Annotated in this window: 14 protein-coding genes; 4 read left to right on the top strand and 10 right to left on the bottom strand. The window is 68.2% G+C overall.

All coding sequences use genetic code 11. The features are described 5' to 3' along the window. Positions 1–49: 49 nt before the first annotated feature. The 7 genes from K254_RS24260 to K254_RS0119095 all read right to left on the bottom strand — a co-directional run bounded on the left by K254_RS24260 (position 50) and on the right by K254_RS0119095 (position 5,873). Positions 50–913: a polysaccharide deacetylase family protein gene (locus tag K254_RS24260; RefSeq protein WP_081710255.1), complete on the bottom strand. Its 864-nt coding sequence runs from the start codon at positions 911–913 to the stop codon at positions 50–52. 55 nt (positions 914–968) lie between these two features. Beyond that, entirely contained in the window at positions 969–1,385 is a 417-nt protein-coding gene (locus K254_RS0119120) for a CoA-binding protein (RefSeq protein ID WP_026556698.1), read from the bottom strand. 82 nt (positions 1,386–1,467) lie between these two features. Continuing rightward, entirely contained in the window at positions 1,468–1,881 is a 414-nt protein-coding gene (locus K254_RS0119115; RefSeq protein ID WP_081710254.1) for an SUKH-4 family immunity protein, read from the bottom strand. A gap of 78 nt (positions 1,882–1,959) precedes the next feature. Then, positions 1,960–2,757, bottom strand: a complete 798-nt coding sequence (locus tag K254_RS0119110) for a carbon-nitrogen hydrolase family protein (RefSeq protein ID WP_026556696.1) — start codon at positions 2,755–2,757, stop codon at positions 1,960–1,962. Between the two features lie 151 nt (positions 2,758–2,908). Further along, on the bottom strand, positions 2,909–4,198 hold the full coding sequence (locus tag K254_RS0119105) for an adenylosuccinate synthase (protein ID WP_026556695.1): 1,290 nt from the start codon (positions 4,196–4,198) through the stop codon (positions 2,909–2,911). A gap of 189 nt (positions 4,199–4,387) precedes the next feature. Beyond that, complete coding sequence (locus tag K254_RS24255) at positions 4,388–4,735, bottom strand: hypothetical protein (protein WP_196811012.1); 348 nt, start codon at positions 4,733–4,735, stop codon at positions 4,388–4,390. Positions 4,736–4,862: 127 nt separating this feature from the next. Continuing rightward, positions 4,863–5,873 carry an ABC transporter substrate-binding protein gene (locus K254_RS0119095; RefSeq protein WP_026556694.1) on the bottom strand — a complete coding sequence of 337 codons (1,011 nt, stop codon included), beginning with the start codon at positions 5,871–5,873 and terminating at the stop codon, positions 4,863–4,865. Positions 5,874–6,011: 138 nt separating this feature from the next. Between K254_RS0119095 and K254_RS0119090 the strand changes: the two genes are divergently transcribed. From K254_RS0119090 to K254_RS24245, 4 genes are all read left to right on the top strand, one after another. Then, positions 6,012–7,139 carry an iron chelate uptake ABC transporter family permease subunit gene (locus K254_RS0119090; RefSeq protein WP_231391914.1) on the top strand — a complete coding sequence of 376 codons (1,128 nt, stop codon included), beginning with the start codon at positions 6,012–6,014 and terminating at the stop codon, positions 7,137–7,139. 32 nt (positions 7,140–7,171) lie between these two features. After that, a complete protein-coding gene (fepG, locus tag K254_RS0119085) occupies positions 7,172–8,188 on the top strand; it encodes an iron-enterobactin ABC transporter permease (protein ID WP_231391959.1) in 1,017 nt (338 codons plus the stop codon). Next, positions 8,185–9,042 (top strand): ABC transporter ATP-binding protein, encoded by an 858-nt coding sequence (locus K254_RS24250; RefSeq protein WP_035750373.1) that lies wholly within the window; start codon positions 8,185–8,187, stop codon positions 9,040–9,042. The genes fepG and K254_RS24250 overlap by 4 nt, the downstream gene beginning before the upstream one ends. A gap of 439 nt (positions 9,043–9,481) precedes the next feature. Next, the gene (locus tag K254_RS24245) at positions 9,482–11,749 is read left to right on the top strand and encodes an alkaline phosphatase family protein (protein WP_231391913.1); all 2,268 of its coding nucleotides are present in this window, start codon (positions 9,482–9,484) and stop codon (positions 11,747–11,749) included. 104 nt (positions 11,750–11,853) lie between these two features. Here the strand turns inward: K254_RS24245 and K254_RS0119070 are convergent, their stop codons facing one another. The 3 genes from K254_RS0119070 to K254_RS24240 all read right to left on the bottom strand — a co-directional run bounded on the left by K254_RS0119070 (position 11,854) and on the right by K254_RS24240 (position 14,070). Continuing rightward, positions 11,854–12,276 carry a DUF3151 domain-containing protein gene (locus tag K254_RS0119070; protein WP_026556691.1) on the bottom strand — a complete coding sequence of 141 codons (423 nt, stop codon included), beginning with the start codon at positions 12,274–12,276 and terminating at the stop codon, positions 11,854–11,856. Between the two features lie 2 nt (positions 12,277–12,278). Then, complete coding sequence (gene fbaA, locus K254_RS0119065; RefSeq protein WP_269209045.1) at positions 12,279–13,316, bottom strand: class II fructose-bisphosphate aldolase; 1,038 nt, start codon at positions 13,314–13,316, stop codon at positions 12,279–12,281. Positions 13,317–13,434: 118 nt separating this feature from the next. Next, the gene (locus tag K254_RS24240) at positions 13,435–14,070 is read right to left on the bottom strand and encodes a TrmH family RNA methyltransferase (RefSeq protein ID WP_035751046.1); all 636 of its coding nucleotides are present in this window, start codon (positions 14,068–14,070) and stop codon (positions 13,435–13,437) included. Between the last annotated feature and the right edge of the window lie 167 nt (positions 14,071–14,237).

Here is a 14,237-nt window from a genome sequence, read left to right as displayed (position 1 = left end):
GGGGCCAGGGGCGGCGCTTGGCGCCGGGCAGCCCGGCGCCGTTCAGCCGTCAGCCGGTGGCGAGGTAGTCCTCCAGCAGGACCACCTGAAGCCCCGCGGCCTTCTGTGCGGCCAGGAAGGCGGCCATGTCGGCCGCAAACTCCTTGCGGAAGTGCATCAGGACGATCTCCCCCGGGCGCAGGCTTTGGCCCACCTGGTAGTCCATGCCGCCGGCGTTGGCCTTGGCCTCCCAATCGATGACGGCCTTCATGCCGCATTCGGCCACGGCCCGGCGCACGTTGTCCGTGTACGGACCGCCTGGCGGGCGGAAGAAGACCGGCCGGCGGCCGTAGGTCTGCTCAACGTAGTCGGCCATCCCGCAGATCTCCGCCTTCTGCGCGGCGTAGGGCATCTTGATGAGGTTCAGCGGATGGGTCAGGGTGTGGTCCTCCACCTTGTGCCCGGCCGCCACGAAGTCCTTGAAGAAGCCCGGATTGTCCAGGATGAAGGATTGGGCCAGGAACAGCGAGGCCTTGATGTCGTTGTCTTTGAGGATCTGCAGTTCCTCGGGTGTCTTGTTGGCGCCGTCGTCGATGGTCAGGAAGACCACCTTCTGCTCCGTCGGCACCCGGGTCAGGACCGGCGCCAGGCCGTTTTGGATCGGCGGCAGCACGTAGTCCGGCACCAGCGCAGGCTTGGCCGTGGGCGTCGGTGTGGGTGTGGGCGTGGACGACGCCGTGGACGTCGGCACCGCTGCGGAGGTGGCCGCCGTCGTCGTGGCCGGCGGCGTTTCCTGCCCGCTGCCGGAGTCCGCAGCGGGGCGCCCGCCGAGCAAGGAAATGCCGCCCCAGACAAGGGCGGCGGCAACGAGAACACTCAGGATGGCAAAGATCCAGGGCCAGGGCCGTGGCTCGGCACGGACATGTCGGGGCACGGGTCGCCTTCCGGTCGGCTTGCGGGTCACTCGCAGACTAGCAGCCCGCGCTCCCCTACACCGAAAGCTTCGCCGCTTCGATCACTGGGCACGCATTCATGACGACATCCAGCCCCGCTGCGGCGGCCCGCGCGGCCGCTTCCTCGTCCACCACGCCCAGCTGCAGCCACACGGCACCGGCACCACGGGCGATCGCCTCATCCACCACGGCACCCACCCGGGTTGAGTTGATGAAACAGTCGACGACGTCGATCCCACCGGGGACGTTCGCCAGACAGGTGTACCCCTTGGCACCATGGACGTCCTCGCCCTTCAGGTTCACCGGGACGATCTCCATGCCCAGGCGCTGCTGGAGGAACCGGGAGACACCCACGGCGGGGCGCAGCGGGTTGTTCGACAGCCCCACCACCGCCCAGCGGCCGGGGCTGGAGAGGAGCCGGGTAATGACCTGGGGATCGTTGACATGCACCATGAGCCGAGCATACCCCTGCCGGATTGGAGTTCCCTGCACACACCGGACAGCCGGACAGGGCGGCCAAAGGACGCGGAACGGCTCACCCTCCGCTGCTGAGCTCCTCGGCGTACAGGGACCAGAACTCGTTGGGCCGGGCGGCGGCGGCGTCGATCTTCTTCAGCTTGGCCTCGAAGTCCCGGGCCATCTTGTCGAAATCGTCGTCGTCCTCCGGGCCCACGGCGTCCCTGTCGATGGCGGCCCACTGCCCGGCGATCTGCACCAGCTGCTCCAGGGAGGAGGCAATGAGGGTTTCATCGTCCTCGCACACGCAGCGCACGGCGCCCGTATCCCTGTCCACCACGACAAATTGGAAATCACCGTCATTGAGGATGACGGCCCGGCCGGCCTCATCGTCCTCAAACGGCGGTTCCAACCACTCCCCCGCCAGCGGAATGTCCTCCAAGCCGATGGGAACCAATGGCGCAAGGCCGGCCATAATCTGGTTATCGTCCATCACAACCTCCCCTTTGTCCTGACACTAGCCACGGCCTTTGGCCCCGTCAATGGTTCACGCCGGCCGGTCTGGGCCGCGTCAGAGAAGCGCGCGGGAGCTTTCCAGCCGCCGGTTTTTCAACACCGGAAGGAACTCGCGGACCTCGGCAATCCGCTTGGCCGTGACCTCCGCCGTCGCCGTCCCCTCGGCGTCGTCGTTGAGGAAGTCGGCCGGGATGCCCATCGGATCCAGAATGGCGGAGTGGCCGATGCAGTGGGCGCTGGACGTGCCGGCGGCGGCCACCCAGACGGTGTTTTCGATGGCGCGGGCCTTCAGCAGCGTCTCCCAGTGCTCAATCTTGTGGTCGCCCTTGAACCAGGCCGCTGACACGCAGATCAGGTCCGCGCCCTCCACGGCCAGCGCGCGGGCCAGCTCCGGGAAGCGGAGGTCGTAGCAGGTCATGACGCCCACCTTGAAGCCGCCGATCTCCACCACCTTGATGCCGCCGTCGCCGGGCTTGATCCGATCCGATTCCTTGTAGGAGAAGGCATCGTAGAGGTGCAGCTTGCGGTAGGTTTCCAGGATCCGCCCGTCGTGGTCCACGGCCACCAGCGTGTTGTACGGGCGCTCCTCGCCGCTGGACTCGTAGCCGCCGGCGATCACGGCGATGCCCACCTCGGCGGCCATCACGGAGACGCCGTGGACAAAGGTGGTCCACTGGGCGTCCACGGCTGCCGTGAAGCTGCCCTCCACGCGCCCCACGGAGAACATGGATTCCTCCGGGAAGACGATCAGCCCGGCACCCTCGGACTGCGCCCCGACGGCCAGGCGCCGCATGACGGCCAGGTTGGCGGCGACGTCGCCCCCGGGATTGAACTGCCCGACGCTGACCTTCATGGCTTCTCCTTGGCTTCGCTACGAAAGAAATTCCAGCCTAGCCCGTGCCGTCCCCGCGCAAAACAAGCCCCGGACACAACTGTGTCGCAGTTAACGTCCGTTTCAGGGCTGAAGTGAACGTTAACTGCGACACAGTTTGGTGGTTGTGGTGCTACTCGGCGATCAGGTCGTAGCGGACGATCGTCTGGTCGCGGTCCGGGCCGACGCCGATGGCGGAGAACCGGGTGCCGGACATGGCCTCCAGGGCGAGCACGTAGTCGCGGGCGTTCTGCGGCAGATCCTCCAGCGTGGTGGCGCCGGTGATGTCCTCGGTCCAGCCCGGGAAGTACTCGAAGATCGGCTTCGCGTGGTGGAAGTCGGTCTGCGTCATCGGCATCTCGTCGAAGCGGACGCCGTCGACGTCGTAGGCCACGCAGACGGGGATCTGCTCGATGCCCGTGAGCACGTCCAGCTTGGTGACGAAGTAGTCGGTGAAGCCGTTCACGCGCGAGGCGTGGCGGGCCAGGACGGCGTCGTACCAGCCGCAGCGGCGCGGACGGCCGGTGTTCACACCGAACTCGCCACCGGTCTTCTGCAGGTAGTCGCCCATCTCGTCAAAGAGCTCGGTGGGGAACGGCCCGGCGCCAACACGGGTGGTGTACGCCTTGATGATGCCCACCGCGCGGTTGATGCGCGTGGGGCCGATGCCGGAGCCCACGGAGGCGCCGCCGGCGGTCGGGTTGGAGGAGGTCACGAACGGGTAGGTGCCGTGGTCCACGTCCAGGAAGGTGGCCTGGCCGCCCTCCATGAGGACCACCTTGCCCTCGTCCAGGGCCTTGTTCAGCACGTAGGTGGAGTCGATGACCAGCGGGCGCAGGCGCTCGGCGTAGCCCAGGAAGTACTCCACGATCTCATCGACCAGGATGCCGCGGCGGTTGTACACCTTGACCAGCAGCTCATTCTTCTGCTTGAGCGATCCCTCCACCTTCTGGCGCAGGATGGACTCGTCGAAGACGTCCTGGACGCGGATGCCCAGGCGGGCCACCTTGTCCATGTAGGCCGGGCCGATGCCGCGGCCGGTGGTGCCGATGGCGCGCTTGCCCAGGAAGCGCTCGGTGACCTTGTCCAGCACCTGGTGGTACGGGGCCACCAGGTGGGCGTTGGCGGAGATGCGCAGCTTGGACGTGTCGGCGCCGCGGGCTTCGAGGCCGTCGATCTCGGCGAAGAGCGCCTCGAGGTTCACCACGCAGCCGTTGCCAATGATCGGCACCGCATTCGGGCTCAGAATGCCGGCGGGAAGGAGCTTGAGCTCATACTTCTCACCGCCCACGACGACGGTGTGCCCGGCGTTGTTGCCGCCATTGGGCTTCACTACATAGTCGACGCGGCCGCCCAAAAGATCAGTGGCCTTGCCTTTGCCCTCGTCGCCCCATTGGGCTCCGACGATCACGATTGCTGGCATGGGATCCTCCCCCATTCGTTGGGCACCCGGCTGTGGACCTGCTGGCACCGGGCCGGGCACCGCACATGAGTACGCCCCAACCCATGCTGCACCGCAGGGGCCGTGGCCGTGCTGCGCATGCGCAAGAGTTCGGGGCTCTTACCAGCCAAGTTTAGCGGACTTCACGCCTGCACCGGGTGCCACGTCACATCACGCGGCCGCGGCGGCAACGGCGTCGTGCCCAAAATCCTCCCAGCTGGAGCCCGCGGCGGCCGTCTCGGACAGGGGAACGTCCACCCAATCCTTGAATGGACGGCCCATGCCCGAGGGGTCGAAGAGCTCCGCGCCGGGGACGGCGAGCGCCGCGGCGTGGCGGGGCGAGTCCCGGCCCAGTTTGAACGCCATGTGCTCCCCGTTCAGGCAGGCCAGGGCCTTCTTGTCCAGCAGCAGGGCGCGGGCGCCGAACATTTTGCCAGCGACGACGCCGGTGGAGGCCAGGTCCGCCGCGACGGATTCGAAGGCGGCAACGGCGGCCGGGGAGGAGGGTGCTGAGTCCATGGCCGCAATCCTACGGCGCAGGCCAGCGACCGGCACAGGGCGGGCGAGCGGAACGGCACAAAAAGGGGATGCACCCCGTGGCGGAAACCGCGGGGCGCATCCCCTTTCAGGAACGCTTCAGTGCAGGCTACTTGGCAACCATCATGGTGCGCAGGTCCTTCAGGACCAGCTGGGCGCCTGTCGGGCCCAGACCCAGGAACCAGACGTCGTCGTTCACGGGCTTGGCATGGCCGGAGGACACGGCACTCATGCGCGGCCACAGGGCGCCGTTGACGACGGCGTCTTCACCCGTCGCGGCGGGCTCGCCGTAGCTGGAGTAGAAGATCCAATCGGAATCGGCCTGCTCAATGGTCTCCGGGGAGACCTCGGCGGCCAGGTCCTCGATGTTCTGGTTCTCCGGGCGGGCCAGTCCGGCGTCCTTGAGGATCACGCCGATCAGGGACTTGTTGCCGTAGAGGCGGATCTTGCCGGGCATGAAGCGGACCAGGGAGATCTTGGTGTCGGCGGGAACGTCCGCCTTGAGCTCGTCGGCCGCGCTCTGGTAGGCGTTGAGCACCTCCACGGCCTTGTTCTCCTCGCCGAGGGCCTCGCCCACCAGCAGGAAGTTTTCCTTCCAGGGGAAGCCCGGGCGGATGCTGAAGATGGTGGGCGCGATGGCGGACAGCTGCGGGTAAAGCTTGTCGGCGCGCAGCTGGCTGCCCAGGATCAGGTCCGGCTTCAGCGCGGCAATCGCCTCGAGGTTCAGGTTCTGGATGGTGCCGACGGTCTTGGCGCCGGCCACCTTGTCCTGCAGGTAGCTGGGGATGGAGCTGGCGCCCTCGGTGGTCGGGATGCCCACCGGCGTCAGGCCCAGGGAGATGACATCGTCCAGCTCGCCGGTGTCCAGGACGACGACGCGGCTCGGCTTGGCCTCGATGGTGGTCTCACCGTTGGCGTGCGTGAGCGTGCGCGGGAAGACGCCAGGTGCGGCGTCGCTGCCGAGCTTGGCCGTCTCCGCGTCGGCGGTGGTGAACTTGCTGCCGCCGATGGCGACGTCGGTGTTGCCCGATCCGCCGCCGGCGGGGGTGGAGGCACCGCAGCCGGCCAGCAGGGTGATGGTCAGGGCAGCTGCCACGCCCGCAAGGGCGGCGCGGCGCATCCGGCGGAATGACCGCGGTGCAGGAGTGGAGTCTTCGAATTTCACAAGGTAAAGCTATCCTAATTATGAGAACCGTTGCATCGACTGTGATGCACACCGCAGATGCCGGCGCGTGCCACGCACCGGGCCAGTCGAGAGTTGCCCCACGCCTTGTCCCCCGCCTCCGTGCCGGCCACCGGCCACCCGCCCCAGCCGGCCGCGCACAGCGCCGCGCCCGACGCCCCGCCGGCACCGTCAGGACCCCCAGCCCCGCCAGCACCGCGCACCCCTCGGCGGCGGACCCTGCTGGCATTCCTGCTGCTTGCCGCAGTGCTGGTCCTTGCCGGCGCCGTCGTCCTCAGCCTGGGCGTGGGCGCCAAGTTCATCCCCTTCTCCACGGTGCTGGAGGCGTTCACCCACCGGCAGGACACCTCCGACCAGGCCATCATTGTGGCCAACCGCCTGCCGCGCACCCTGCTGGGGGTGGTGGCCGGCATGGCCCTGGGCGCCGCCGGCTCGCTGATCCAGGCCGTGACACGCAACCCTCTGGCCGACCCGGGCATCCTGGGCGTCAACGCCGGAGCCGCGTTCGCCATCGTGATTGCCATCGGCGTCTTCGGCGTCGGCTCGCTCCCGGGCTACATCTGGTTCGCCTTTGCCGGCGCCATCCTCACCACCGCTGCCGTCTACCTGATCGGCACCTCGGGGCGCGGCGGCATCAATCCGCTGCGGCTCACCCTCTCCGGCGTCGCACTGGGCGCCGTGCTCACCGGCATCGGCTCCGCGCTGATGCTGGTCAACCCCAAGGCCTTCGACCAGATGCGGGCCTGGAACATTGGCTCGCTGGACGGACGCACGATGGATGTGGTGCTGACGGTGCTGCCCTTCATCGCCGTCGGCCTGCTGATTGCCGCCGCCTGCTCCCGCGGCCTGAACGCCGTCGCCCTGGGCGACGATGTGGCCACCTCGCTGGGCACCAGCGTGGCCGCCACCCGGATCTGGGCCGTCGTGGCGATTACGCTGCTGGCCGGCGGCGCCACGGCCGCCGTGGGCGCCATCGGCTTTGTGGGGCTCATGGTGCCCCATGCCGCGCGCTGGATCACCGGTCCGGACCAGCGCTGGATCATGGCGTTCAGCGTGGTGCTGGCGCCGATCCTGCTGCTGGTCTCCGATGTACTGGGCCGCATTGCCGTGCCCGGTGAACTCCAGGTGGGCATCGTGACGGCCTTCCTGGGTGCGCCGGTGCTGGTGGCGCTGGCCCGCCGCCGGAAGGTGGCCCAGCTGTGAGCACATCCCTGAAGACGCGGTCCCCCTGGGTCCTGCGGACCGGCGGCGGACGGATCAGCGGCCGTGCCACGCCGCGCGCCGTCGTCGTCTGCCTTGTGCTGGCGCTGGCAGCGGCGGCCGTCTCGGTGGTGGCGCTGGCCACCGGCGAATTCCACCTCTCGATCTCCGAGGTGCTGGCGGCACTGGCCGGCCAGGGGCAGGGGCTGGCCCCCACGGTTGTGCTCCAGTGGCGCCTGCCGCGGGTGCTGATGGCGCTGCTCTTTGGCGCCGCACTGGGCATCAGCGGCGGCATTTTCCAGTCGTTGACCCGCAATCCGCTGGGCAGCCCGGACATCATCGGCTTCAATTCCGGCGCCTACACCGGGGCCCTGGTGGTGATGCTGCTGGCCGGCGGCAACTACCTCCAGGTGGCCTTCGGCGCGCTGGCCGGTGGACTGGCGACGGCGATGGCCGTCTACCTGCTGGCCTACCGGCGCGGCTCCCACGGCTTCCGGCTGATCATCGTCGGCATCGGCATCAGCGCCATGCTGGCCTCGGTGAACCACTGGATCATTCTCAAGGCGGACCTGGAGGCGGCCATGTCCGCCGCCGTCTGGGGCGCCGGTACACTCAACGGCATCAGCTGGACGCAGGCGGCGCCGGCCATCGTGGCCGTCCCGCTGCTGATTGCCGCGGCGCTGTTCTACTCGCCGCGGATGCGGATGCTGGAAATGGGCGACGACGCCGCCCGCGCCCTGGGCGTGCGGGCCGAACCGGTCCGCCTGGTGTTGCTGGTGCTGGGCGTCGCGCTGACCGCGGCCGTCACCGCAGCAGCCGGCCCCATCGCCTTCGTGGCACTGGCAGCGCCCCAGCTGGCCCGCCGCCTCACCGGCGGCGCGGGCATTGCCCTGGTGCCGGCGGCCTTCATGGGTGCGCTGGTGCTGGCCGCCAGCGATCTGGCCGCGCAGCGGCTTTTCTCCCCCGTCCAGCTGCCCGTGGGTGTTGTCACGGTCTGCACCGGCGGGCTCTATCTGGTGTGGCTGCTGGCCCGCGAGGCAAGGAAATCATGACGAAGACCACCACTGGCTCCGGACCCTCGACGACGGCGGGGGCTCCGGCCGCCGCCGCCGGCCACCGGCTCAGCGCCGAGGCCGTCACCATCGGCTACGACAAGCGAACCATCTCCACCGATCTGAGCGTGCAAATCCCCGACGGCTCCTTCACGGTGATTGTCGGCCCCAACGCCTGCGGCAAATCCACCCTGCTGCGCGCCCTGGCACGGCTGCTGAAGCCCCGCAGCGGCCAGGTGGTTCTCGACGGGAGCGCCATCACCTCCCTCCCGGCCAAGGAGGTGGCCCGCAGGCTGGGGCTGCTGCCGCAGAGCTCCATTGCCCCCGACGGCATCACAGTGGCGGATCTGGTGGCCCGCGGCCGCTATCCGCACCAGTCCCTGCTGCGCCAGTGGTCCACCAGGGATGAGGCCGCCGTCGCCGGCGCCATGGCTGCCACGGGTGTTGGTGCCCTGGCTGCGCGTCCCGTGGACGAGCTCTCCGGCGGCCAGCGCCAACGCGTGTGGGTGGCCATGGTGCTCGCCCAGGAAACCGAACTGCTGCTGCTGGATGAGCCCACCACCTTCCTGGACATTGCCCACCAGATCGAGCTGCTGGACCTGTGCCGGGACCTGAACGTCGGCCAGGGCCGCACCCTGGTGGCGGTGCTGCACGATCTCAACCACGCCTGCCGCTACGCCACCAACATCATTGCCATGAAGGACGGGGCCATCGTGGCGCAGGGGGCGCCGTCGAACATCATGACCGAGGAACTGGTGGAGCACGTCTTCGGTCTGCCCTGCCGGATCATCGAGGACCCCGTCTCGCACACGCCGCTGGTCATCCCCCTGGGCCGCCCGCACCCGGCGTCCTAGAGAGCACCAACCCAACACTGACCCACAGCACCCAACTGGGGCGCGCCAACTGCTGGAAATCCTTGGATTTCCGGCAGTTGGCGCGCCCCAGTTTTGCGTTGCCATCCACGGCCTCCGGAGCGCGCCGGGGCGGCTTCCCTGGTGACTGAGCTCCATAGCCAAACATCCCACGTTTGTCAAGGCCTCGAAAATCGACCCGAACCGCACCTGCCGGCAGCTGGCATTGCCACGGCGCACCAGTTGTACACACAACAACTCTGCGGAGAATAGAGCCAATACGGCACCGATTTCCATCCAGCGAAACGCCTGCGGTAAGTCTGACCAGACAAGTTGAGCCCCATTTACGGCCGCGCGACGAGGTTGATTGTTCATCCAGAATTTGCCAATACATCAGATGATTCACATGATTCGCACAGCTGGCGCACCGTACAGTCCATGGATGTCACAGCTTGAACCCGATCCGAAAGACATCATGCGTTCATCACACCGCACCCTCCGCCCACTGGCGGCCACCGCTGCCCTGGCCGCCGCCGCCTTTGTCCTCGCCCCGGCCGCCCCGGCCCTGGCTGTCGGCACACCCGACTATGCGGGTCTGCCCGCCGGCACCAAGACCCAGAAGACCCTCGTCATTGGCCTGGACGGCGCCACCTTCAGCACCTTCGCCGGGGCCACCATGCCCAACCTCGCCGCCCTGCGGGCCGGTGGCTTGACCGCCGCCAGCAACCTGTACGCCAACCCGATGGCCCCCACCGTCTCGGGCGCCGGCTGGTCCACCATTGCCACAGGCGCCTGGCCGGACAAGCACAAGGCCGTGGACAACAGCTTCGCCGGCAACAACCTCAGCGAGTACCGGGACTACCAGACCCGCCTCGAGACCGCGGACCCGGCCACGTCCACGCTCGTCGTCGGCACCTGGGGCCCCATCCCCGGCATCGTCTTCAACGGCACGGCGGACCTGAAGATCCCCGGCGGCGACGATGCGAACACCACAGACGTGGCCAAGGACTACCTCGCCAACGGCAACCCGGACAGCACCTTTGTGCACCTGGACGAGGTCGACGGCGCCGGCCACAGCTTTGGCAGCGCCAGCCAGAAATACCGGGACGCCCTGGCAGTGGTGGATGCCCAGGTGGGCGAGCTCATCGCGGCCGTCACCTCCCGCCCCACCTACTCCGCAGAGGACTGGCTGGTCATGGTGACCGCCGACCACGGCCACACCCCCACCGGCGGCCACGGTGGAAACACGCCCCTTGAGCGTGAAACCTTTGTCATCGCCAAGGGCGCCGGGTTCACGCCGGGTTCGACCCGCAACGATGTCAAGATCGTGGACATCGCCCCGACGGTGCTGAAGCACCAGGGCGTGGCCGTGGACCCCGCCTGGAAGCTGGACGGCACGCCGATTTCGGACCTCGCCGCCGATGACTTCGACTCCCTGCGCGGCTCACTGGCTGCCCGCGCCGATGAAACTGCCGTGGCCGCCGGCGTGGCCGGGTGGACCCACTCCACACCGGCCGGCTGGAGCATCGACAACTCGGCCATGCCCACCGGCGGCGTCACCGAGTGGCGCGGCTGGTCCTTCGCCACGGATGAGTTCTGGACCAATGTGGACCGCAACCAAGGCCGCGAAACCAGCGTGCGCAACCGCAACGTCTTCGCCGTCGCCGATTCCGACGAGTGGGACGACAAGACCCACGCCGCGGGCAAGTTCGATTCAACGCTCGTCAGCCCGGAATACCCGCTGAACGGCCAGCCGACCGCCACCGTCTCCTTCGCCACCAACTATGTGATCGACGGCCCGCAGACCGGCGACGTGTATGTCAGCTTTGACGGTGCCGAACCCGTGTCAGTGAAGTCCTACCGCAGCAACACCAACCGGTTTGAGCAGCTGGCCGTGGACGTCCCGGCGGGCGCAACGAAGGCCCAGCTCCGCTTCAAGTACACCGGCACCAACAGCGCCTTCTGGACCGTTGACCAGGTGGGCCTCAGCCAGGAGCCCGCCGTGGCACCGACCACCACCGCCACTATCGAGGCCGCTCCGGCATCGGGCTGGTACAGCCAGGCACCCGTGGTCACGCTGAGCACCGGCGGCGCCGCCCTGGCCGCCCTGGCCGCCGACGGGTCCACCACCGAATACCAGCTGGGTGCCGGCGCCTGGACCCCTTACACGGGCCCCGTCACGATGCCGGAGGGCTCCACGGAGTTCAACTTCCGCTCCACCAGCATCGCCAACGTGGTGGAGGACGCCAAGACCCTGGGCACCATCAAGGTGGACACCACGGCCCCGGCCGTGACGGCTTCCGAATCCGCGCGCACCGCCGTCGCGGCCGCCGAGGAGACCGGGTCCGGGCTGGCCGGCGTTGAATCCAGCGTCGATGGCGGCGCCACCTGGCAGCCGTACACCGCCCCCCTCACAGCCGGCGGCGGAGCACTCACCGTCCAGTTCCGCGCCACCGACGTAGCAGGCAACGCCTCCGATGGAACCGCCTCCGTGGCCATTGCCGCGCTGGGCTCCACCGACACGCCGACGACGGCGCCCGCCGGATCCGCCGGCGCGGGAACCGGCACCACCGCCGGCACCACTTCAGGCGACGCGGGTTCGTTGGCCTTCACCGGCACCCCGGCCGGCCTCGCCTGGATCGGAGCAGCCGCCGCGGCGCTGCTCGCCGCCGGCACCACCCTGCTGGTGCGCCGCCGCCGCACTTCCTAAGAACAGCTAGGCCGCCTGGCACCACTTAAAAAACTGAGGCGCGGCAACTGCAGGGAATCTTCCGATTCTCTGCAGTTGCCGCGCCTCAGTTGGTGGTGCAGGTGCTACTTGGCCTCAATGGCGGCCAGGGCCGCCGGGTCCGAGTCGTTCAGGAACGTGGCGATGCGGGCGGCCTCGTCGGCCTCGCCGATCGCACCGGCCGCCCGTCCCAGTGCATAGAGCGCGCGAAGGAAGCCGCGGTTGCCCTCGTGCTCGAACGGAACCGGACCGGTTCCGCGCCAGCCGTTGCGCCGCAGCGCATCCAGGCCGCGGTGGTAGCCGGTGCGGGCGTAGGCGTAGGACTCGATGGTGCGGCCCTCCGCAAACGCCTCATCGGCCAGAATGGCCCACAGCAGCGAGGACGTGGGGTGCGTGGCTGCCAGATCGACAGCCTCGTCCCCCGCGTCCAGCCGTGCCTGGATCTCGGTTTCCACCGGGAGCAGGGTGGGCTCGGGGCCCAGCAGGTTCTTGCGGAATTCGTCGCTCATGGCTACTTGAACGTCTTGCCCGCGGAGCCGAGCTCCTGCGCCGCAACACCCACACGGGCCGCCATGCCGGCCTCAGCCAGGGCACCCCACACGCGCGGGTCATACGTCTTCTTGTTGCCCACCTCGCCATCAACCTTCAACACACCGTCATAGTTGGCCAGCATGTGCCCGGCCACCGGACGAGTGAACGCGTACTGCGTGTCCGTGTCAATGTTCATCTTGATCACACCATAGGACACCGCATCCTTGATCTCCTGCTCGGTCGAGCCCGAGCCGCCATGGAAGACCAAATCGAACGGGTTCGCCTTGCCCACCTTCGCACCCACCTGGGCCTGGATGTCCTTGAGGATCTCCGGACGCAGCTTCACATTGCCCGGCTTGTACACGCCATGCACATTGCCGAACGTCAGCGCGGTGATGTAGCGGCCGTTCTCCCCCGAACCCAGGGCCTCAACCGTGGCCATGCCATCGGCCACCGTGGAGTACAGCTTGTCGTTGATCGCGTTCTCCACCCCATCCTCCTCGCCGCCCACGGCGCCGATCTCGATCTCCAGGATGATCTTCGCCGCCGCGGCACGGTCCAGCATCTCGCGGGCGATGCGCAGGTTCTCCTCCAGCGTCTCGGCCGAACCGTCCCACATGTGCGACTGGAAGATCGGGTTCTCACCACGCTTGACCGCAGCCTCGGACTCCGCCAGCAGCGGCAGGACGAAGTCGGCCAGGTGGCCCTTGGGACAGTGGTCCGTGTGCAGGGCCACGTTGATGTCATAGTGCTTGGCCACCTCGCGGGCATACGCCGCGAACGCCAGGGAACCGGTGACCATGTTCTTCACCGAGGAACCGGACCAGTAGGCCGACCCACCCGTGGTGACCTGGATGATGCCATCGGACCCGGCATCGGCAAACCCGCGCAGGGCGGCGCTCAGCGTCTGGGAGGAGGTGACGTTGACCGCGGGGTAGGCGAAGCCGCCGGCCTTGGCACGGTCGATCATCTCGGCATAGATTTCCGGGGTTGCAATGGGCACGCTGACTCCTTGTATGAGGTGGGAAACTGTGACGCACCGAACGTCGTTTCGCCTCCCATCGTAGCCAAGACGGCGCGGGGATGCGCACCGTGTCCAGATCGCGGAGCGCTGCCCTCCACGGGAGGTGAAAATCCTAGACGTGCTGGCCGAACACGTGGCGGCGGATCCAGGCGTGCATGGCGATCCCGGCTGCGGAGGCGGCATTGATGGAGCGGGTGGAGCCGAACTGCTCGATGGAGAGCGTGGCCTCGGCCGCGGCGTGGACCTCTTCGCTCAGGCCGGGGCCCTCCTGCCCGAACACCAGCACGCAATTGCGCGGGATGTCGTAGGTTTCCAGCTTCACGGAGTCCGGGAAGATGTCGATGCCGATGATCGCCAGGCCTTCGCCCTGCGCCCAGGCGACGAAGTCCTCCACCGTGGGGTGGTGGCGGACGTGCTGGTAGCGGTCGGTGACCATCGCGCCGCGCTTGTTCCACCGCCGTCGTCCAATGATGTGCACCTCCTTGGCCAGGAAGGCATTGGCCGTGCGCACCACGGTGCCGATGTTCAGATCGTGCTGCCAGTTTTCGATGGCGATGTGGAAGTCATGACGCCGTGTGTCCAGCTCGGCGATGATGGCATCCATCTTCCAGTACCGGTATTTGTCCAGGACATTGCGCCGGTCGCCCTCGCGCAGCAGCTCCTCGTCCCAGTGCTCCCCCGCGGGCAGTTCACCCTCCCACGGCCCCACGCCCACGGCGGCGGCGTGCTCGCTGGCCGGGTCCGACACGGCCCGGTAGTCGGCGTCCGGGGCGGGCACGACGGCGGCTTCCGGGCTCTCGGGGGCGGGCGCGGCGGGCTGGGATTCGGGGGTGTGGCTCACCTATCAAGCCTACCGAGTGCCGCAGCGGCGCCGAACCTGAAAGACTGGGGCCACAGATCGATCGAGCACCACAG

Origin of the sequence: Arthrobacter sp. 35W (assembly GCF_000482545.1) — a bacterium.
GTDB lineage: Bacteria > Actinomycetota > Actinomycetes > Actinomycetales > Micrococcaceae > Specibacter.
The sequence above is the reverse complement of the archived record's forward strand: the minus strand, read 5'-3'. Positions and strand labels throughout refer to the sequence as shown.